At 50.5% G+C, this 20,428-nt stretch carries 26 protein-coding genes; 8 read left to right on the plus strand and 18 right to left on the minus strand.

Annotation, left to right across the window (positions count from 1 at the left end):
• Positions 1-70: 70 nt before the first annotated feature.
• From MKQ70_RS22740 to MKQ70_RS22750, 3 genes are read right to left on the minus strand one after another with little or no spacing between them, the layout of a single operon-like run.
• A complete protein-coding gene (locus tag MKQ70_RS22740) occupies positions 71-1,063 on the minus strand; it encodes a translation factor GTPase family protein (RefSeq protein WP_248074543.1) in 993 nt (330 codons plus the stop codon).
• Positions 1,060-1,416, minus strand: a complete 357-nt coding sequence (locus MKQ70_RS22745) for a hypothetical protein (protein ID WP_248074544.1) — start codon at positions 1,414-1,416, stop codon at positions 1,060-1,062. Before MKQ70_RS22745 ends, MKQ70_RS22740 begins: the two co-directional genes overlap by 4 nt.
• On the minus strand, positions 1,385-2,116 hold the full coding sequence (locus tag MKQ70_RS22750) for a GTP-binding protein (RefSeq protein WP_248074545.1): 732 nt from the start codon (positions 2,114-2,116) through the stop codon (positions 1,385-1,387). Before MKQ70_RS22750 ends, MKQ70_RS22745 begins: the two co-directional genes overlap by 32 nt.
• A gap of 563 nt (positions 2,117-2,679) precedes the next feature.
• Between MKQ70_RS22750 and MKQ70_RS41415 the strand changes: the two genes are divergently transcribed.
• Together MKQ70_RS41415 and MKQ70_RS22760 are read left to right on the plus strand one after the other, a co-directional pair.
• The gene (locus tag MKQ70_RS41415) at positions 2,680-4,182 is read left to right on the plus strand and encodes an ABC transporter ATP-binding protein (protein WP_248074546.1); all 1,503 of its coding nucleotides are present in this window, start codon (positions 2,680-2,682) and stop codon (positions 4,180-4,182) included.
• Between the two features lie 84 nt (positions 4,183-4,266).
• Positions 4,267-4,683, plus strand: a complete 417-nt coding sequence (locus tag MKQ70_RS22760; protein WP_248074547.1) for a DUF983 domain-containing protein — start codon at positions 4,267-4,269, stop codon at positions 4,681-4,683.
• A gap of 298 nt (positions 4,684-4,981) precedes the next feature.
• Here the strand turns inward: MKQ70_RS22760 and MKQ70_RS22765 are convergent, their stop codons facing one another.
• The 15 genes from MKQ70_RS22765 to MKQ70_RS22830 all read right to left on the minus strand — a co-directional run bounded on the left by MKQ70_RS22765 (position 4,982) and on the right by MKQ70_RS22830 (position 17,785).
• On the minus strand, positions 4,982-7,414 hold the full coding sequence (locus MKQ70_RS22765; protein ID WP_248074548.1) for a TonB-dependent receptor: 2,433 nt from the start codon (positions 7,412-7,414) through the stop codon (positions 4,982-4,984).
• Positions 7,415-7,498: 84 nt separating this feature from the next.
• Positions 7,499-7,840, minus strand: coding sequence for a hypothetical protein (locus MKQ70_RS22770; RefSeq protein WP_248074549.1), 342 nt, complete (start codon positions 7,838-7,840; stop codon positions 7,499-7,501).
• Positions 7,841-8,007: 167 nt separating this feature from the next.
• Positions 8,008-8,352: a T9SS type A sorting domain-containing protein gene (locus tag MKQ70_RS22775; RefSeq protein ID WP_248074550.1), complete on the minus strand. Its 345-nt coding sequence runs from the start codon at positions 8,350-8,352 to the stop codon at positions 8,008-8,010.
• On the minus strand, positions 8,346-9,443 hold the full coding sequence (locus tag MKQ70_RS22780) for a DUF1501 domain-containing protein (RefSeq protein WP_248074551.1): 1,098 nt from the start codon (positions 9,441-9,443) through the stop codon (positions 8,346-8,348). Before MKQ70_RS22780 ends, MKQ70_RS22775 begins: the two co-directional genes overlap by 7 nt.
• Before the next feature lie 167 nt (positions 9,444-9,610).
• Positions 9,611-10,879, minus strand: coding sequence for a DUF1800 domain-containing protein (locus MKQ70_RS22785; protein WP_248081572.1), 1,269 nt, complete (start codon positions 10,877-10,879; stop codon positions 9,611-9,613).
• Positions 10,879-11,208: a hypothetical protein gene (locus MKQ70_RS22790; RefSeq protein WP_248074552.1), complete on the minus strand. Its 330-nt coding sequence runs from the start codon at positions 11,206-11,208 to the stop codon at positions 10,879-10,881. Before MKQ70_RS22790 ends, MKQ70_RS22785 begins: the two co-directional genes overlap by 1 nt.
• Before the next feature lie 311 nt (positions 11,209-11,519).
• Positions 11,520-12,065, minus strand: a complete 546-nt coding sequence (locus MKQ70_RS39285) for a thiolase family protein (RefSeq protein WP_308199522.1) — start codon at positions 12,063-12,065, stop codon at positions 11,520-11,522.
• The gene (locus MKQ70_RS39290) at positions 12,059-12,694 is read right to left on the minus strand and encodes a thiolase family protein (protein ID WP_282456671.1); all 636 of its coding nucleotides are present in this window, start codon (positions 12,692-12,694) and stop codon (positions 12,059-12,061) included. Before MKQ70_RS39290 ends, MKQ70_RS39285 begins: the two co-directional genes overlap by 7 nt.
• 102 nt (positions 12,695-12,796) lie before the next feature.
• Entirely contained in the window at positions 12,797-13,555 is a 759-nt protein-coding gene (locus MKQ70_RS22800) for a DUF4249 family protein (RefSeq protein ID WP_248074553.1), read from the minus strand.
• A 14-nt stretch (positions 13,556-13,569) separates the two neighbouring features.
• Complete coding sequence (locus MKQ70_RS22805) at positions 13,570-15,678, minus strand: TonB-dependent receptor plug domain-containing protein (RefSeq protein ID WP_248074554.1); 2,109 nt, start codon at positions 15,676-15,678, stop codon at positions 13,570-13,572.
• A gap of 65 nt (positions 15,679-15,743) precedes the next feature.
• The gene (locus MKQ70_RS22810; protein WP_248074555.1) at positions 15,744-16,214 is read right to left on the minus strand and encodes an STN and carboxypeptidase regulatory-like domain-containing protein; all 471 of its coding nucleotides are present in this window, start codon (positions 16,212-16,214) and stop codon (positions 15,744-15,746) included.
• A gap of 24 nt (positions 16,215-16,238) precedes the next feature.
• The gene (locus tag MKQ70_RS22815) at positions 16,239-16,574 is read right to left on the minus strand and encodes a DUF4974 domain-containing protein (protein ID WP_248074556.1); all 336 of its coding nucleotides are present in this window, start codon (positions 16,572-16,574) and stop codon (positions 16,239-16,241) included.
• Between the two features lie 130 nt (positions 16,575-16,704).
• Complete coding sequence (locus MKQ70_RS22820) at positions 16,705-16,875, minus strand: FecR domain-containing protein (RefSeq protein WP_248074557.1); 171 nt, start codon at positions 16,873-16,875, stop codon at positions 16,705-16,707.
• Entirely contained in the window at positions 16,869-17,126 is a 258-nt protein-coding gene (locus MKQ70_RS22825) for a hypothetical protein (protein WP_248074558.1), read from the minus strand. Before MKQ70_RS22825 ends, MKQ70_RS22820 begins: the two co-directional genes overlap by 7 nt.
• 140 nt (positions 17,127-17,266) lie before the next feature.
• Complete coding sequence (locus MKQ70_RS22830) at positions 17,267-17,785, minus strand: RNA polymerase sigma-70 factor (protein ID WP_248074559.1); 519 nt, start codon at positions 17,783-17,785, stop codon at positions 17,267-17,269.
• A 98-nt stretch (positions 17,786-17,883) separates the two neighbouring features.
• On the opposite strand from MKQ70_RS22830, the gene MKQ70_RS42555 reads away from it, so the two are divergent.
• The 6 genes from MKQ70_RS42555 to MKQ70_RS39305 all read left to right on the plus strand — a co-directional run bounded on the left by MKQ70_RS42555 (position 17,884) and on the right by MKQ70_RS39305 (position 20,419).
• On the plus strand, positions 17,884-18,351 hold the full coding sequence (locus MKQ70_RS42555; RefSeq protein WP_372490020.1) for a dihydroorotate dehydrogenase: 468 nt from the start codon (positions 17,884-17,886) through the stop codon (positions 18,349-18,351).
• On the plus strand, positions 18,275-18,808 hold the full coding sequence (locus MKQ70_RS42560) for a dihydroorotate dehydrogenase (RefSeq protein WP_372490021.1): 534 nt from the start codon (positions 18,275-18,277) through the stop codon (positions 18,806-18,808). The genes MKQ70_RS42555 and MKQ70_RS42560 overlap by 77 nt, the downstream gene beginning before the upstream one ends.
• A 35-nt stretch (positions 18,809-18,843) precedes the next feature.
• Complete coding sequence (locus MKQ70_RS39295; protein ID WP_282457556.1) at positions 18,844-18,972, plus strand: hypothetical protein; 129 nt, start codon at positions 18,844-18,846, stop codon at positions 18,970-18,972.
• The gene (locus MKQ70_RS22840) at positions 18,957-19,730 is read left to right on the plus strand and encodes a TerC family protein (RefSeq protein ID WP_248074560.1); all 774 of its coding nucleotides are present in this window, start codon (positions 18,957-18,959) and stop codon (positions 19,728-19,730) included. Before MKQ70_RS39295 ends, MKQ70_RS22840 begins: the two co-directional genes overlap by 16 nt.
• A 291-nt stretch (positions 19,731-20,021) precedes the next feature.
• Positions 20,022-20,246 (plus strand): F0F1 ATP synthase subunit gamma, encoded by a 225-nt coding sequence (locus MKQ70_RS39300; RefSeq protein ID WP_282456673.1) that lies wholly within the window; start codon positions 20,022-20,024, stop codon positions 20,244-20,246.
• 14 nt (positions 20,247-20,260) lie between these two features.
• Positions 20,261-20,419: a F0F1 ATP synthase subunit gamma gene (locus tag MKQ70_RS39305; protein WP_308199133.1), complete on the plus strand. Its 159-nt coding sequence runs from the start codon at positions 20,261-20,263 to the stop codon at positions 20,417-20,419.
• Positions 20,420-20,428: the final 9 nt, after the last annotated feature.

Here is a 20,428-nt window from a genome sequence, read left to right on the forward strand (position 1 = left end):
GCATCAGGTTTTTCATAGGATATGGTTAAAATAACTGAAGGCGGTATTCTTACCGCCTTTTTCTTTGCCTCTACACGAACTGTGCTTCTACCTTCTTATAATCTTCACTCAATTTTTTCTGTATATCTGCCGGCACTGGTGCATACTCGGCAAACACGGCCTTTACTTTAGCACGTCCCTGCGTCACATTACGCAAAGCAGCGAACAGTTTATCCAATTCCGCCTGCGGCGTACGCGCTTTAATTACCTGGTAGCCGTTTTCACTATCCATTCCCGTAATTAAACTGCGATGGCTCTGCAACTCGCTCATAATATCGCCCATCATCGTATCGGGGGCAACGGCCTCCAGGTCGAAAACGGGTTCCAGTAATTGGGGAGCGGCCTGGTAAAACGCGTCCCTGAAGGCCATCATGCCAGCGATTTTAAAAGAGATATCATTACTGTCGACCGGGTGCATTTTGCCATCGTACACACTTACGCGTATATCCCGTACGTACGAACCGGTCAGTGGTCCTTCCTGCATTTTCTCCATGATGCCTTTCAAAATGGAAGGAAGAAAGCGGTTATCGATCGCGCCGCCTACGATGCAGTTGTTAAACACCAGCTTACCACCCCAGGTAAGTGCAATTTCTTCGCTTTCGCGGACAGGGAACTCTTTAAGTGGGGCCATTCCGTCGACATAAGGTTCAATTTTGATAAATACCTCACCGAACTGGCCTGCGCCGCCGGACTGCTTCTTATGCCGGTACGATGCCTGCGCCTGTTTCTGAATGGTTTCGCGGTACGGGATACGCGCCGGCACATAATCGACCTGCATATTGTACACGTGCTCCAGCCGCCAGCGCGTTACCGCCAGGTGCAGATCGCCCTGACCGTGCAGAATCACCTGCTTCAGTTCGCGGTTGTACTCAATTTCCAGGGTGGGGTCTTCCATATGAATTTCCGCCAGCACCTCGCTGAGTTTTTCATCATCGGACTTCTTCTTTGCCACAATGGCCGCGCGTACCTTCGGTGATGGGAAATGCAGCGGCGCCACCTGCCAGTTGGCCGCTTTATCGTTCAATGTATGGTTGGTGAAAGTATTTTTAATTTGAGCGTGCAGCCAATATCCCCTGCGCGCAGTTTGTCCACAGCATTTCTGTTACGGCCGTCTGCAATGAACAGCTGGTTCAGCCGTTCGCCGGTATCGCCCTTTTCGTTATGTAGTTCCATCCCCGCCTTTACCTCGCCGCTCATCACCTTGAAGAAAGATAACCGGCCAATATGAGGCTCCAAAAGGGTTTTAAACACGAACAGGCTCGTGGCCCCAGAAGGATCGCATTTAATCTCCCGTCCCTCTTCCGACGTTTCCGGCGGCATGTCCACCGCAGAGGGCGCCACATTATCAATAAACCCCATCAACCGGCCACCGCCCATGTTGTTTTTCGCACTCAGGCAAAACACCGGGAACACGGTGTTTCATCATCCCAATTTTTAACCCTTCGCGCAGTTCATCTTCATCAAGGCTCCCCTTTTCAAAAAACTGTTCCATCAGTGCATCATCATTTTCCGCGGCTTTCTCTACCAATTCGTTGTGCAAACGTGCCGTGGTTTCCGTTTCTTCTTCGGGAATGGGCAGTTTCTCCGGTTTGCCACCCGTTGCCGGAAACCGGTACATGGTCATTTTTAGCAGGTCGATGATGGCATTAAAGCCGATCCCCTGGTTTACCGGGTACTGCATGACGGTAACGGCCGCCCCAAACGATTGCCTGGCCTGGTCCACCGACTGCTGAAAGTTCGCCTTTTCGCCGTCGAGGTGGTTTATGCCGATAATAGTGGGTTTCCGGTAGCGGTCTACGTAGTCCCATATCTGTTCGGTGCCCACTTCCACCCCATACTCGGCATTCAGCAGCAGCAGCGCGGTATCGCACACACGTACGGAAGCGGTAACTTCGCCGACGAAGTCTTCCAGCCCCGGCGTATCAATAATGTTGATTTTATAGTCGCGCCACTCCGTGTGCAGGGTGGTCGCATACACGGAATTGCCGCGCTCATGCTCAATATCATGGTAGTCGCTGATGGTGTTGCGCTCCTCTACGGAACCGCGTTTGGAAATGATACCGGCCTCGAAGAGCATGGCTTCGGCGAGGGTCGTTTTACCGCTCTTGGCGGCGCCAATGAGTACAATGTTTTTACGTGTTTTTCATCATACATTTTCATAACGTGCAGATTTATAAGGTGGGTGGATGGAGAGGGCCGCGTATAGTGAGGAGGATGCCAGATGTGCTGCGTGTAAGCCCGGTGCTGTGTTACTGTTAAGTTACGATTTTTATGGCTTCCGTTAACCATCCGGTAACATAGCCCCAGATTAGTTGTGGCAACATTTATTGCGTAGGCTTTTTCCCTACCTTTGCCCAATGCGACTCTTGCTCTCTTATCTCAAAAATTACAAGTGGCTGATTGTTTTAGCGTTGTTGCTGGCCACTATTAACCAGGTATTCTCCCTCCTCGATCCGCTGATCTTCGGCCAGATCGTTGACAAATTTGCCTCTCATCCTGCCACCCAAGCGCCGGCCGACGTAAAACCACCGGTGGCGCGCAGTCAGCACGATTACCTGTTGGGTATAGGACTCCTGCTTTTAGCCTCTATCGGTGTAGCCATGGTGTCCGAGGATCGCGAAGGCGTTCCAGGATTATTTCGTGAACGTGATTATCCAGAAATTCGGCGCCAAAGTGTATACGGACGGTCTCCGCCACTCGCTCCGCCTGCCCTACCAGCAGTTCGAAGACCAGCGTAGCGGCGAAACCCTTGCTATACTGACCAAAGTGCGGATCGACACTGAAAAGTTCATTACCATGTTCATTAACGTGCTGTTCACCTCCCTGGTGGGTATCGTGTTTGTGATGATCTATGCGTTTAAAGTACACTGGACGCTCGTTCCGGTATATTTTATCGGCAGCATCCTGTTGGGCATGGTGATCAGCCTTCTTTCCCGGAAGATCAAAACGATCCAGAAAACGATCGTGAAAGAAACAACCATGTTGGCCGGCGCCACCACGGAATCATTGCGTAACATCGAACTGGTGAAAAGCCTTGGGCTTACGCACCAGGAAATCCGCCGCCTGAACAGTACCACGATGAAGATCCTGATGCTGGAGCTGAAAAAGGTGCGCAGTGTGCGATCGATCAATTTCGTACAGGGAACTTTCGTGAACCTGCTGCGTTCGGCCATCCTGTTCCTGCTGCTGTACATGCTGTATGGCGATACGGCTTCCCTCGGACAGCTATTTACGTTACAGTTGTACTCCTTTTTCATCTTCGGGCCGATGCAGGAGTTGGGCAATATCATTCTTGCCTATCGCGAAACGCAGGTTTCCTTAGCTAATTTTGAAAAGATTCTGCAAACACCGGTAGAAGCAACGCCGGACGACCCGGTGAAGATTTCGGCGATCAGTGAACTGGCATTTAAAAATGTTGGCTTTAAGCACTTAACGGCGAAAACAAAGGCACTAGACGATATTACGTTTACCGTGCGCACCGGCGAAAGCATTGCGTTCGTTGGACCATCCGGCTCCGGTAAAACCACGCTGGTAAAGTTGCTCGTCGGCCTGTATAAACCAATGGAAGGAAACCTCTATTACAACAATATTGAAACCAACCAGGTAGATATTGAAGAACTCCGCCACCAGATTGGTTTTGTAACGCAGGACACACAGTTGTTCTCAGGTACTATCAAAGAGAACCTGCTTTTCGTAAATCCGCGCGCTACCGATGAACAGATCATGGACGCGCTTACCAAAGCTTCGGCCTTCAGCCTGCTTGCAAGAGCGGAAAACGGGCTTGACACGGTGATTGGCGAAGGCGGCATCAAAATATCAGGAGGAGAAAAACAAAGGCTGTCTATCGCCCGTGCATTGCTCCGCCATCCTCGCCTGCTGGTGTTCGACGAAGCTACCTCCGCGCTGGATTCGCTCACAGAGGAACAGATTACACAAACGGTGCGCAATGTAACGGCATCCAAGGAGCACATTACGGTAATGATCGCTCACCGCCTGTCGACCATTATGCACGCCGACCGCATATATGTACTGGAAAAAGGCCGTATCGTGGAAACCGGCGACCACTACTCGCTGCTGGCCGAAAAAGGCCTGTATTACGCGATGTGGCGCCAGCAGATCGGTGAAAAAAGGATGATACGGTAGCCGCCGCGAAATAAACGCTTCGTGGTATAAAAGATGAGGAATATCATATACCTCCATCAGCTAAAATTTTAACTTTGCATCACCATGAACAAAAGACCCAACTATTTTTTAAGCCTGCTGCAGATGAAATGCCCGCGCTGCCGGAAAGGTCACATGTTTCGTACGCGCAATCCTTTCCACTGGAAGTTTTCGCATATCTTCGACATGCACGACAACTGCCCGGTATGCGGACAAAAATTTGAACTGGAAACAGGCTTCTGGTTTGGTACCGGTTATGTAAGTTATGCGCTGGCGGTCGCTTTGTCCGTATTCAACCTCATCTGGTTCTGGGTTATCTTCGGAATTACCTGGAAAGATAATAGCATTATGACCTGGCTCATCGTGAACGGCGCTATCCTGTTACTGGTACAGCCCTGGCTGATGCGCATCTCCCGCGTTATATACCTTTACTTCTTCGTGTATTTCGACGACGAAACAATAAATCTACCGGAAGAAAAATAAACTTACCGACTATACGACAAAAGATCAAGGGCCGTGAAAACGGCCCTTTTCTCTTTTCATCCAAAATCTGAGCAGTATGTCAGATCTATCTTAAATATCGTTATGTGATTAGTATAATGTCGAGAAGTAGGTTCGAGCCAGATTAGTTAACACAGACAGGGATGATAAAGTATGATGCGTAAAACGGGTGACCAAAGATATAAATTTCATTTTTTAATTTTCCGACATATTTATCTGTGGAAATAAAAGGGGGAAACAGCCTTAACACCATCCCCCCTTTCTATAAGTCACTTTTTCTTTACTTAAACTCCAACGGTATCGACACTTTCACACTAAAGTTGCGCCCCATGCCATATACGCCGGTACGGCCCGTTACCACGTTCTCTCCCGCGTATTTCAGGCGGTTGAGGTGGTTCTGGTAAGCCTCGTCTGTGATATTGTTCGCCGCTACATGCAATGCAAACAACGTCCTGTTGTTTTTGTTCACGAACTCGGCACCAACACCCGCATTCAGCAATGCGTAACCGCCGGTAACGGTTTCGGTATTGTATGCACTGAATACGTTTTTCTGGTCGAAGAACTTATCTAGCTGAACCTTTGCGTAGATATTACGTACGCCTTTACCATTCTTCCGGAAGTCGCCACGCAGTTCAGAAAGCCAGCGCAACGGTGGAATGGTGGGCAGGTATTTCGTTGAATCATTTCCGTTAGCAAGCCTTGCTTCTACCCATGACAATGAGTTCTCGAAGTGCAGCCAGTGAATGGGGTGTGGATGGATATCAATGGTGATTTCTCCGCCGTAAAGGTAAGCACGGCCCTGCTGGTACTGGAACGCTGCATAGCCGTCTTCATTTTCCGCTACAGGAATGGAGTCCTGACCATCTGCGCCCAGCAGTTTGCGGGAATATATGTAGTTGTTGATGTTGTTATAAAACGCATTCACGCCCAGGGTAATGTGCTCGGTGGCCAATTCCACCCCCGCATCTACCTGGGTGCTTACTTCCGCCTTGAGATTGTTATTGCCGTATTCGTAACGGATCGTGCCTTCGTGCACACCGTTCGCAGACAGCTCTGCAATGTTGGGCGCGCGGAAACCGCGGGCTACATTCAATTTCAGCGTCAATTTGTCGGACGCGGCGTAACTAAGCCCCACACTACCGGATACATTGGAGAAGTCGCGCTCAAACGCCCCGAAGCGGGTGATACCGCCGGTAACCGGACTTGGCACTGGTTTTTCGTTCCCGTCGAGGTACAACGCATCGGATTTCAACTGTCGGTAATCGAAGCGCAGGCCGCCCGCTACGGTCAGTTTACCAAAGGTTTTACGCGTCAGGGCGAATACACCGGCATCGAACAGGTTATAGGAAGGAATCAGGAATTCTGAACCATGATTGCTGTTCTGTTGCTGCATGCCGTTAATACCTACCGTGGTTTGCCAACCGTCCATATCGGCCAGGAAGTATTTGAAGCCGTAGTTGAAGGTTTTTAGTTTGAAGTACAGCGCCACATCGTCCGGGGCTAACACATTTTCATATTCGCGGCGCTTGTTCACCTGGTAACCGAGGTTTACTGCTACCCTGCTGCCATTGGCGAAGTAGAAGCTGTTATCCCACACCAGTTTCTGGTGGTCAATGCGTTGTTTCGGGAACAGCGGATGATACGATTTAAAATCATCGCTATTGGCCGCTACTTCTTCCACATTTCCATTATCATTAACGGGTTTGATGAATTTACCGTTCTCATCCCGCTCCCCTTCAACCAGTCCGGGTTCCAGGCTATACGAAGAAAACGACAGGCGGGAATAGCCCCAGCTTTTATTCAGGCCGATGCCGGCGCCGTAGTTCGTGTTACGGAACTTCGAGTTCAGTACATAATCATCATATTTATTTTTATAATCGTGCGCCATTTTCCGGGTGCCGTACAGTTTCCAGGAAAAACCGTTCTGGTTGCCCGCAATATTGGCGTGATAGCCGAACAGGCCGTTATTGCTCTGGTAGTTGGCGTCGATACCGCCGCGGATGGTACCCATTGGCACGGGCATGTCTGAAATAATATTCACCACGCCGGCCAGCGCATCCGAGCCATACATCAGTGATGCCGGACCTTTCAGTATCTCAATTTTATTTACGTTGTAATCGTCCACTTCCAGACCGTGTTCGTCGCCCCACTGCTGACCTTCCTGGCGAACTTCATCGTTCACCACTACCACGCGGTTGTAACCAAGGCCACGGATAAAGGGTTTGGAAATCGCCGGCCCGGTAGACACCTGGCTTACACCGGGCAATTGCGCAATCGCATCTACCAGGTTGGAAGAAACCGTACGATCGAGGAAGTCTTTGCGGACAATGCTGATCGGTGTTGGGTTCTGGCGCAATTGTGTGGCCACGTTCACACCGGTTACCACCACTTCATTTTGTTCTGTTACCGAAGCGCTCAATATAAAATTGCGGCTCGTGTTGCCTTTGATCACAATCTGTTCGGTAATGGCCGCATGGCCAATGTAACGCACCTCCACCAGGAAGCGGCCCTGCGGCAGGTGTTTCACGGTGTAATTACCCTGTGCATCCGCTACGGCCCCGATCTTTAAATCGGGCAAGTAGATGGTAGCGCCGGGTAACGGCCCCTGCGTATCTTTATCGGTTACGGTGCCGGTAAGGGTGTTATCCTGTCCGGGTAATTCATCGGCAAACACCTTGAAAGGCAGTATAAAAAGCAGGCTTATTGCCAGCATGCGAAAGTAATTCATGCTAAAACACAAACTGAGTTGAATAAATAAAATAACTACACCGGCTTCCGGGGAAACCGCATCTTTTGTTTACATCAGGTTTGTGGTGGACGGGGGCGCCCGCAGAGAGAAGAAGTAGGGAGTAACACTAATGGTCGTTACAGGTAACGAGGCGGTAACCACGCGAAATTGAACAGGAATACATTCCAGGAAAACTTCGTGCGGCGGCAGGTAGGTATCTACCTCCCACTGGAGCCATTCACAGTGGCGGTGCTTTTCAGAAACGGAGAGTTTGCCGTCCCGCGCTGCCGGCGCCTCGTCGAAAGTATCTTCGTGGCCGGCAAAATGGTGCAGGAAGTCCCCGGGCGTAATATACAAGCTGAATACGCCCAGCATCAACAATACTCCTATTTTCCGCATTAATCTTCGCACCTGTGTCGAGTTTCACGGCAAAGATAGGAAAGTATTGCAACAAAGTTGCAGGGGGAAGTATTTAACGGAAGTGCGTAGCCAATTGAGCGGGCAATAATCTGGTTTTCAATAACATAAAGATCGATGGCCAGAAAAGTGCGTAGCCAATTGAGGCGGTAAAACAGTTTTTACCGCACCTTCAACATCGTCCTTACCTGCTGTGTCGTCCCATTCTGGAACCGGGCATAGTAAATCCCCGTTGGCAACATGGTAGCATCAAATTCGATAGTGTATTTACCTGCGACTACCACTTTATCAAGTGGCGTAGCCAGGAGACGGCCCATCGTATCAAACACCTGTATTAACGTGTGCCCGCCGGTGGTTTCGTACGAGATGACGGTTTTAGTCGTAAACGGATTGGGATAGTTGGTAATGAGGTTGGTGCCGGCGTTCTGGTTTACATCGGGAATGCTGGTCACGGTACTGCAGGCCAGGCTGTTCACCAGCGGTAATTGCTGGTAGTCTTTCAGCATGATGGTATCCAGCGCTTCTTTTTTACGCAGAACCACTGCTCCAGCACCGAGGCGTACACAGAACGAAAATCGTATTGCATAGGCACGTTATCGTTCACATTGGCCGTTCCCGGCATATCCGGTGTATTACCCAGTACCCCCGGGTTAATATAATCGCCGAACAGGATCATCGGGGCCGCGGCGCCGTGGTCCGTACCCATACTGCCGTTCGATTTAATACGACGGCCGAATTCGGAAAAGGTCATGCCTATCACGCGCTGCGATACTTTCAGGCCTTTGAGATCGGCCATGAACTCGCCTATGGCGTTTGATAAATTACCCAGCAGGTTCGCGTGCGAACCGGTAGAAGTGTCCCCGGAGTTGGTCTGGCTCGCATGCGTATCGAAACCGCCAATGCTCACCATATACAGCCGGGTTTTTAACCCGCCGGCGATGAGGCGCGACACGATCTTCAGCTGCTGCGAAATAGAGGTGTTACTGTATGCGCCCTGGCTGGTTACCTTACCGGCAGCCAGCTTAATCGCGTCTGCATATTTGTTGGATTGTTTCGCGATCATGCGGATGTACTTGAGCTCTTTACCTGCCTTGGTATTGGGCACATCGTCCTCTTTACCTTCCAGCAGGTCGTAAAAACTGTTCGTACTGGTTATCGCCATGCCCGCGTTGGTCACTGGTCCCTGGAACGCCGGCGATACGATCGAACCGATCTGGATGGCCAGCGGGTCGGGCATTTCGGCGTTGGGAAAACCAACAGGATAGTTAGGATATTCGGTTTGCAGGTAACGGCCGCCCCAGCCGGTAGTGATCACTTTATCGGCATCCGAACCGGTGAGCCAAATGTCGGTAGCACGGAAGTGCGAGAAGTTCGGCGAAGGATAACCCACACTTTGTACCACACACACTTTCCCTTGATTGTAGAGCGCCTGCAGTTTGGTCATCGAAGGGTGAATTTTCACTTTCTTCATATTGACCAGCTCCAGTGCTTTGCCCTCTGCAATCGCAATGTTGGAGCGGGCATTCACGTAACCGGAATATTTATCGATGGGAATCACCATGTTCAGACCGTCGTTACCGCCGGTCATCTGGATCATTACCAATACGTGATCATTATTGGTAGCAGCCCCTGCAGGGCATTCAGCAAAGGCGAAGCGCCAAATGCCTTAACGGAGAACCCATTGATAAACGACGGCAGAATAGCAGCCGGCGCGGTATATTTAAAAAATCTCTTCTTTTCATAAGGGCTTTTCAAAAAAGGTGATCAGGATAATTGGTATTCGGATAAGTCCATGATGTATTTGTAAAAAGACTGCAATCGTCTTAATACGATATCTCTGTTCATCGCGTTCGTCTTATCCACCATGTAGGCATTCCAGGCGTTGGTCCAGTAATAGTCCATGTCTTCGTCCGATAGTAAAATCTTGCGCAGGGCTTCTTTTACGTCCGCCTTTACGTCCATCCTATGTAACAGACTAAGAGACTCATCTCTTAACTGGATAGGATCTTCAGGCGCGCTTAGCGATTCGGCGTAAGCCAAAGGATCTATCTCTATATGGCCGCCGCGGGTAATGCCCGAAGTGATCATCTGGTCGCTATACATATTACGTTTGGGGTAAGTATCCGTATTGATCCACAACTCATGGAACTGCGGTTCCCGGAAGTAAGCCTCCCAGCCAGATACGAGCGGCGGATCGCCGATGTTCTGCTGCTGGTTGGCGGCTGCTCCCTGCACGGCGCTCCAGGTGCCATATGCATTCACATAGTCGGTCACACCATCCGGGAACTTCACGCCAAACTCACGGCAAAGCCCTACGGAAAAGTCGATCGGGCTTTTGATGAGACAGGACATGTTTAAGGGATCGTAAAAATGTTCGCTTTTGAAAAGTGCGGAGAGTAAAGGTTTTATCTCATAATTACTTGCTCTGAAAATATCTGCTAATGGTGTGATCACATTGGTTTCCGTGGCTTCATCGATGTCGTAGTACACGAAGAAACGATAGAACTTGCGGGCAATGAACTTCGCTACTTCCTGCTGCTGGAAAATGATGCCCAGCATATCGTCCAGCTCCCTGGTGCCATCCGCGCCGGTACGGCCGGAAATCACCCTGTTACCGAAAAATGCCGAGAACTGTTTGTTCTCTATATCGTGTTTGGTAGGATCAAAAAAGGAAGTAATAGTAGTTGGATTGATGCGATAACCAGTGAGCACGCGCGCACCGGCCCTTACATCTTCCTCGGTATACTGCGAGGCCGGGCCTTTACCGCAGGTAAACAGCTCAAACAGCTCACGGGCGTAGTTTTCATCCGCCGCGCTTTTTTCATTGAGATAACCGTTCAGGTATACCAGCATCCCGGGATCCAGCGTCACGGCTTTTGTCAGGTCTTTGAAGTTGCCCAGTGCGCCCGCGCGCAACATGGTGTTGTGTTTGTATACATAACGCGCATCCTTGATCGTAGAAGCTTCCGTAGCAAAATGGTTGTGCCAGAAGAGCGTCATCTTTTCGCGGATGCTGCGCGGCTGGCTGACCATCAAACCAACCCACCAGGCTTTAAAGAAAGGCGGCGCGCATTCTCCAGATCGTCCATTTCCACCAGCGGCGGCGCGGTTACCCACACAGCACCTAACGGGATGTCCGCATCGGCTTCGTCGGCCTGGTAATTATTCACGGGAGGTGCGGGCGTTACGTCCGCAAAGTTAAGCAGCGCATCTACCGCAGCACTCATCGACATGCCTTCAAAATATTTCACGTCCGGCACGGCGGCGCCAAACATGGCTCTTTTAAGAAGATGAACGACCTGCGGCGTTTTCCACTCCCCTGTGTAGGGAGCAATACCGGAAAGCGTACGGGCAGCTTTCACAGGCGCCTTTTATTGCGGGATGGGGCGAATGTTATAAAACTTCTGCGATCCATGAGATACGGTTAGGGTTGATGATGGTTTTTCCAGCAACCAAATTAGCAAATTCTTTAATTCAATTGTATTATTTTATATAATTCAGGAAAATAGATGGTATTGGGACTGGATTTGAGCGAATTAGCGACGATTACATCTAAAGGTTTTCCAATTTTATATAAACACTGCGTAAACGCAGGTTCCCGGTAGTTTATTGCGGTCTTCTAAAAAAATGCCGGCACTATGGCCGGCATCGGAAATTTATCTAAATCAATTTGTTAGAACCGTTCTATTACCCCGGCAATACCCTGACCGCCGCCTACGCAGGCTGTTACGATCCCATACTTTTTGCCCAGGCGTTTCAGATCGCCCAGCTGCTGGATGGTGAGTTTAGCACCGGTACAGCCCAGCGGATGCCCCAGGGCAATAGCGCCACCGTTGACATTCACTTTCTCCGGGTCCATGTTCAGTTCGCGGATTACTGCTACTGCCTGTGATGCAAAAGCTTCATTCAGCTCCACCAGGTCAATGTCATTGAGGGTTTTACCGGCCCTGGCCAGCGCTTTCGGCACAGCGGCTACAGGACCAATGCCCATGATGCGGGGATGTACACCGGCGGAAACGCAGGATACCAGGCGACCGATCGGTTCTATTCCCAGTTCTTTCACCATTTGCCCGCTCATTACTACCACAAAGGCAGCACCGTCGGAGGTTTGGGAAGAGTTACCGGCGGTAACCGATCCACCGGCTGCAAACACAGGCTTCAGTTTGCTGAGCGCCTCTATCGACGTGTCGGCGCGCGGGCCTTCATCTGTGTCTACGATATAATTACGTTGCTGTTTTTTCCTTTTTCATCAAGATAGATTTCTTCTACGTTGATGGGCAGAATACCTTCTTTAAAATGCCCGTTCTGGATCGCGTTGATCGCACGCTGGTGTGAGCGGAGCGAGAATTCGTCCTGCTGCTCGCGCGTTATGCTGAACTCTTTGGCCACCGCTTCGGCGGTCAGTCCCATGCTGAGGTAGTAGTCGGGCGTGGTACTGGTCACCGTGTAGTTCGGAACGGTTTTCCAGCCGGCAACGGGCACCAGGCTCATACTTTCGGTACCGCCGGCAATGATGCAGTCGGCCATACCGCTCTGTATTTTGGCGGTGGCGATGGCAATGGTTTCGAGCCCGGAGGCGCAATAACGGTTCACCGTCATGCCTGGCACTTCAATGCCCAAAGCACGTACGGAAATCAGGCGGCCTATCTGCAATCCCTGCTCCGCTTCGGGCACGGCATTGCCTACAATTAAATCATCTACGCGATTAGGCTCCAGTTGCGGAACGGATTTTAACAATCCGCTGATCACATCCACGGCCAGGTCGTCCGGGCGATAAAACCTGAACCCGCCGCGCTTCGATTTGGTAACGGCGGTCCTGAAACCAGCTACGATATATGCGTCCTGCATGACTCACTATTTTGTTCTAACCAAATTTAAGGTTTCTCCATCAATTTGCGGTAAACGGAATGTGTATCGCGTTGATGCCCGCCACTATGCCATATCCTCCTGTTACATTGCTGTATACTTTTGATGGATCGATGAGAAAGTTGGGGTTGTTATCGATCTGTATTTCAAGGGTTTTAAGGTAGTTGTAGGCAGCCGGTAAGACTGTTCACCTCCAGCCGGAATTGATCGCCGGCGGGCAATGCTTTCGCGGTTTGCATGATCATCGTTACCTCCTCGGCCGTTGAAACGCTCGTCACCGATAATGTTCGTTTTCACATAACCGGTACCGATCACGTTGATAAATTCATTGTTGTAAGATGGATCGAAACGTGCGCCCAGGAAAGTATCCGCCCGCACATGGAAAATGCGGATCCGGTAATACTCCGCCAGTGCTGTACGATCTTTCACTACGAACTGGATGCGGCTGCCGCTGCCAAATGCTTTCACGGAAGCTACTACAGGCTTTTGCGGCAGACTGTCTTCCCCCACCACCGGCACCAGCTCCTGGTAAGCCGCCTTTACTACATACTGGCTGCCATATTTCAGGGGCTGCGCCGACACAAAATATCCTGCACCATTAATGACCTGCCTGCTCACATTCATGGGCACCCCGTTTTCCAGCAACTCCACACTGGCTCCTGACAGTTCCTCGAATTTACTGGCGCCGGCGCGGGCACTGCGGGTCACGCGGATGTAGGCCGGACTATCCGCCTGCATCAACGTGTTGACCACCATTTTATCACCGTCGTAGGGCACTGCAATGTCTGCCTTCTGCATGCAGGAGGGCAGCAAAGCGATCATCAACCCGATAAAAATATCCACTTCATCATCCTTGCCTATTTTAATCGTAATGAAAATGTAATGCTTGGCAAAACCGGCAGCAGTGTGATCTGCGTTAGTTCACGCTGGCCCGTTTTTTCGTTCATCTGATAAAAATAAGAGTACGCGTTTTTCTGATTATACGCATTGTATACGCTCATGTTCAGCGAATAGGCGAACAGCCTGCGTTCCCAGGAATAAGTAGCGCTCAGGTCCAGCCGGTGCTGCGTTCGCATACGCAGCGTGTTGCGATCGCCTACGTAATCAACTTCTGAGGGCTCTTTACTATCGTTAGGCCGCGGATCGTACGGCGAGCCGCCTGTTACCGGTTCATAACTCGCCTTCGCCAATGTTACCGGCGTGCCGGAAGAAAATTCCCAGTTGGCGGATACTTCCCAACGATTATTAAATCGATGCGACAACATTAATTCCAGGTCATGCGGGCGATCATACTTATAAGGAAACAACCGGCCATTATTCACCGACGCAAAACTGCGCGTAGAGCGGGAAAGCGTATATCCCGCAGACGCCTGCGTCTTCCCTGATTTCTTTTGCACCAGCAATTCTACGCCCATTGCCCGCCCATAACCGGCAATTACTTTTTCATCCCAGTTCTTCGTGGCCGATTGAAAAATACCGATCTGCTCTTCGTATTCGATCACATTTTGCATGGTTTTAAAATATCCTTCTATAGACAGTTCATATTGTTTATCGGTCGTGGTTTTCGCCAGCCCGACAGCCACCTGGTTGGAGCTCTGCGGCTTTACTTTCGCGGTTACCGGCACCCACAGATCCGTAGGCAGGAACACGCTGTTATTTGTAAGCAAATGAATATACTGTACCATCCTGGTAAACGTCATCTTAAACGCCCAGTTGTGCGGCAGCATGTAACGGAAGCCCAGCCGCGGTTGTACGGAATGGTACCATTCGGGGAATATCAAAAACGTAGATATATGCAACCCCAGGTTCAGGTGCAGCGAATCGCTGATGCGCCAATCGTCTTCTCCATATACAGACAGCTCCAGCCCGCCCGGTTGCTGCTTATTATAAGCCGTATCGTAAATGTTATTTTCTTCGCTCTGAAATTGGGTGATGCCCGGTTCAAAAACGTGATACGTTCCGGTAAGACCAAAGCGTATCGCATGGTTCGGATGCGGGCGGTAATCGAAATCAAATTTCAACGAGCCATTTTGTGTGCGCGAATAGTACTTCCCGAACAGGTTATCTTTCTCCGCTACTTTATATGATTCGTATTTGTAACGGTAATCTGTTACGAAAAAGAATTGCGAAAAGCTGGTAGTAAGATTAGAGAATAAACGCGGGCTGAACAGGTGATTCCAGCGGATGGAATAAATCTGGTTCCCCCAGCCCAACCGGTAGTTGAGCGATTCGTTGTAACGCGGGGCGCCGAGGTCGTCCAGCGGTGTTTTGTTCGTCAGCAGGCTCATATTATCCTGCCCGCCATAAGCACTCAGGAACAACCGGTCTTTCGGCGAAAAGATGTGATTCACTTTCAGGTTCACGTCATAGAAATAGGCGTCAAATTCGTCATCCTCGCCCAGGCTGATTTCATTGTTGATAAACCGGAGACTCGATATATCCAATGGCGTGCGGCGGGCGGTGAGTACAAATGACGTGCGGTTTTTCCAGAGCGGGCCTTCCACCACGACCTTGCTGGACAATAATCCGGCAGACGCTTCAAAATGATACTTATGCATATCGCCATCGCGCAGCGACACATCGGCGACGGAGGATAAACGACCGCCGTAACGCGCGGGGAACGCGCCCTTATAGAGATCTACATTTTTAACGAGATCGGGATTGAATACCGAATAAATACCGAACAGGTGCGAAGGATTGTATACCGGCGTACCATCGAGCAACATCAGGTTCTGATCCGGGCTGCCGCCGCGTACATTGAGCCCGGTAACGCCCTCACGGCCGCCGTTCACCCCGGGCATGGTCATCATCGCACGCATCACATCTTCTTCCCCCAACAACTTTGGCATTGCCTTTACCTGGGCCAGCGGGATGCTTACGCGGCTCATTTGCGTCTGGTCCTGCAGTTTAGGCGCAGGTTCGGTGATTTCCACCTGCTTTAAGGTATTGGAGGGATTCAGCTGCACTTTTACCTGCCGAGTACTTTTGTCTTTCAGACGAATAAAAACAGGTTCGTAACCAACGTAAGTTGCTACCAGCGTGAGCGTGTCTTTTTCGTCGTAAGACTGTAAAACCCGTACTGGTTGGTCACTGTGCCTACATGCAACTGCGGTGAATATATCGTTACCCCGATCAACTTTTCGCCGGTAATCGCATCTTCTATATAACCGCTGATGGTGCGCTGTTCTTTCTTTTTAGGCGTAAGTACGATCTGTTCGCCGATGCGTTCATACTCCACGCCGTTCTCGTCGAACACGGCTTCCATTAATTTTTTCAGGGGTTGATTCTTTACATCCACATCCACGAGCTGCGACATCCGCACAATATCGCGGCTATAGGAAAAGCTGATGCCATAAGCTTTTTCGAGCCGACGGCACACTTCGGAGAGGGGTTGTTGTTTTACGGAGATCGTGACGCGTGTGCGCCAGTTCCAGGCCCATGACTGCAACGGACAATACAGCAAAAGCATTCCCAACAGCAGTTTCCTGGCGAGCGGTTTCATTATAAGGCTTTAGTTATAGCGGTTTTATTCTATGATATATATTCCTGGGGCTTTTTCTCTGATAGACACGTCCATTGTACGGGCGAGTGTGGTCACGATATTATCAATGGTATCGTTACTGAAATTCGTGTCGATCGACTTTTTCAGCACGGCCTCGTTTTTCACTTCAAACTTCACGTTGTATACGGCTTCCACGGTTTCCAGTACCGACGACAGCGGGGCGTCCACAAATGCCAGTTCCCGCATTTCCACGTTCACCACATTGTCTACGATCATGGGCTTCATATTGGGCTTAGGTTGATGGAGCAGCATGCCGGGCGTCATCACCAGGCTTTTCTGCTCTTTTTTATTCATCACCATAATTTTACCACTGGTTACATGAATATCCGGGGCCTGTTGTCCCGGAAGTCGATCGTAAACTGCGTTCCCAGCACCCGCACTACCATATCCTCGTTCATCCGTACCTCAAACGGATGTGCTGCATCATCTGTTACATCAAAAAGGCTTTTCCTTTCAGGAACACCGTTCTTTCCTTTTTCCCGAAGTCCGCGGCAACACGTAACTCGGAGGCGCTGTCGAGCCTCACCTTACTCCCATCGGGCAGTGTTTGTTCCTGCAGACCGTTGAGCACCAGTTCCGGTGTATTTTCTTTTGTTACCACGTTCCACAAACCACGCCGGAGGCCACCACGGCTAATATTGCGGCCGCCCACGCCCAGGTGCGCTTTTTACGCGGGGGCATCTCCAGCACCTTCGCCTCGGGCTGAATGGTGTGGAGCAGTCTTTGCCAGGAGGCTTCCGTATCCACGGCGGCCGCGATTGGCATTGGCGCCAGCATTTTACGCACCCCGTCCAGCACCGCCTCATTGGCTGCGCTGTCTTGTCGCCAGGTATCTACCCACTGCCGCTCCACGGCATCCGCTTCATTGAGCAGATACTTGCAGAGTAGTGTATAGAGCGCCTCGTCGGGATGCAATTCGTTCATGTAAACAGTGTACCTTTTATATATGACGCTTCAGGATAAATTTACCCCTATGCGCCGGTTTAACTTTTTTAAGACAGCCAGTACAATAAAACCAACGGCAGGTATTCCTTCAGTTCGCCATGCAGGATTTTCAGGGCTTTCCCCATCTGGTTCTCCACGGTTTTTATAGAAATATCCATCACGGTGGCAATTTCGGCGTATTTCAGGTGTTGCTGGCGGCTGAGCACAAATACCTCGCGGCAGCGTTCCGGCAGCTTTTCCAGGGCCTGGTGTAACATGCGCTCCAACTCCCGGGCCTGTACGTTGTTTTCGGCGGTGGCGTTTTGCAGCTGGCCAAAATCGGTTTCTTTGCCGCTGCGCACCTGCTGCTTGCGCCACTGGCTAATGGCGGTGTTACGAATGGCAGTAAACAGGTAAGATTTTACGGAACCCGTGATGGCAATGCTGCCGCGTTTTTCCCATAACTGGGTAAACACGATCTGCACAACCTCCTCGGCATTCAGCGGATCCCCTATGTAATGGGTAGCGAAGGCGAGACAGTGCGGGTGATGTTCCTTAAATATCTTTTCAAATTCCCGTAACTCCATGGTGCGATTAACGAAGGCAAATGTAAACTGCCCCGGGCAATTATCAAGGCCAACCGGCGAATAATAGTAAATATTGGTGAAAGCTCATATATAAGGATATGGGCCGATCCTTTATCTTTGCACCACGCATGTACGGATTAATTAAAAAAATACTCTTCGGCTTTCCTCCTGAAAGCATTCACCACGGCGTAATGCGTGGTTTAAAGGTAATCAACGGTCTTCCGTTCGGGAAAAACGTGCTGGGCGCTTTCTGCCGCCCGGACAATACCGGTCTTCAGAAAGAAGTGTTCGGACTGACCTTCAGCAACCCTGTAGGATTGGCTGCCGGCTTCGATAAAGACGCCAAATATATTGACGAACTGAGCCAGCTGGGCTTCGGATTTGTGGAAATTGGCACGGTGACGCCGGTGGCACAACCCGGCAACGAGCAACCCCGCCTGTTTCGCCTGCCGGCCGATGGTGCGCTCATTAACCGGATGGGCTTTAATAATGAAGGCGCCAAAGCCGCGGCCAAAAAGGCTGCAGCTGCGGAAGTCGAACATCATCGTAGGAGGCAACATCGGTAAAAATAAACTGACGCCGAACGAGGATGCCGTAAGCGACTACGAAAAGTGTTTCCATGCGCTGTACGACAGTGTAGACTACTTCGTGGTAAACGTAAGTTCGCCCAATACCCCGGGTTTGCGTGCCCTACAGGAAAAGGAGCCGCTGAAACAGCTGCTGCACCACCTGCAAACTATTAATGCACTGAAACCCAAAGCCAAACCGATCCTGTTGAAAATTGCGCCGGACTTAACCCAGGAGCAATTGGACGACATCATAGAAATTGTGCACGAAACCAAACTGGCGGGCATCGTAGCCACCAATACCACCATCAGCCGCGAAGGACTTAATACCCCAGCCGCAGAACTGGAAAAGATCGGGATGGGCGGACTGAGCGGGCTGCCGGTAAAGGAAAAAGCGACGGAAGTGATCCGGTACATTCACCGTAAATCGGGGGCAATATCCCGATTATTGCTGTAGGCGGCATTTTTACTGCGGCAGATGCGCAGGAAAAACTGGACGCGGGCGCGGCGCTGGTACAGGTATACACCGGGTTTATCTACGAAGGACCCGCCATCGTAAAAAAATCTGTTCGGGACTCAGCAAGTAAAACAACACCCAATAAATCATGGAACAATTCCTGACGGCTGATGCAATCATCAGCCTGTTTACCCCGGTGCTCATGGAAGTAGTACTGGGTATCGACAACGTAATTTTCGTGTCCATTGTCATGAACCGCCTGCCGGTGGAAAAACGGCTGTCGGCCCGCCGCATCTGGATGTTTACCGGTATCGGCGTACGGGTGATCCTGTTGCTGTGCATCGGGTACATTGTACGGGCCGTGCATCCATTATTTACCATTGGCGGACACGGCTTCAGCCTCCGCGACCTCATCATGCTGGGTGGCGGTTTGTTCCTGCTCATCAAAACCACGATGGAAATTCACCACAAACTGGAAGGTGAGGAAGAAGCTACCCTGCAGCAGGGCGCTGCCGGCGGCACGGCCAAACTGGGACCGATCATCGGGCAAATCATCCTGATCGACACCGTGTTTTCGTTCGATAGTATCATTACGGCCGTAGGTTTGGCTAAACACGTACCGATTATGATCGTTGCGGTTATTATCGCCATGTTCGTGATGTTCCTTTTCGCGCCTAAAATCAGCAATTTCATCCACAAACACCCGACGTTCAAAATGCTGGCCCTGTCGTTCCTGGTGATGGTAGGCGTAGTATTGATCGTAGAGGGCTGGAGTGCCGAGGCTGCCCACGATATGCACTTGAAGAACTATGTATATTTCGCGATGGCCTTCTCCTTCCTGGTAGAGCTCCTTAACATGAAGATGCGCAAGAACACCAAAAAGCCGGTGGAACTGCGTGAGCCGAAGATTGATAACGAATAACTTATAGCAGCCCGGTTGTGAGACCGGGCTTTTTTATGGTAGCAAGCGCTGGTTCTTTACTGGGCCGCAGTTGTGTCACTCCCTTCAGCGGCAGTAAATACCTCTGCTACAGGCATTCCCCCATACTGGCGAAAAGTTGGATGGGGTGTTCGGCGCTCGTCTTATGGTAAAATAACATCAGCCCGGTGGAAAAATTAAACCGTCGCCGGTATTTCCGAATTACCCCTTGTTTACTTACCTTTGCACCCGAAAAAGAGGGGCCCGCCCTTTTATATAAATTCATCATATTATATGTCTGGACAGCTTAAAGAAGTTCGCAACCGTATAAAATCTGTACAATCTACCCAGCAGATCACGAAAGCCATGAAAATGGTGAGCGCTGCAAAACTGCGCCGCGCGCAGGACGCCATTCTGCAAATGCGCCCTTATGCGGTAAAACTGCAGGAAATGCTGCAAAACATCGTGAGCAACACCGAAGGTGACCGGAACTGGATCTGGCAGCAGAAAGGCCGGTAACCAATGTACTGATCGTGGTAGTTACCTCGGACAGGGGACTTTGCGGTGCTTACAACTCCAACATTATCAAGCTGGCCAAACAACTGATCCGCGAAAAATACAGCGAGCAATACTCTAAAGGCAACGTAACCATTCTACCCATCGGCAAAAAAAGGTTTCGAAGCGTTTTCTAAAGCCGGTTA

The sequence above is a fragment of the Chitinophaga sedimenti genome (genome assembly GCF_023156195.1).
Classification (GTDB): Bacteria; Bacteroidota; Bacteroidia; order Chitinophagales; family Chitinophagaceae; genus Chitinophaga; species Chitinophaga sedimenti.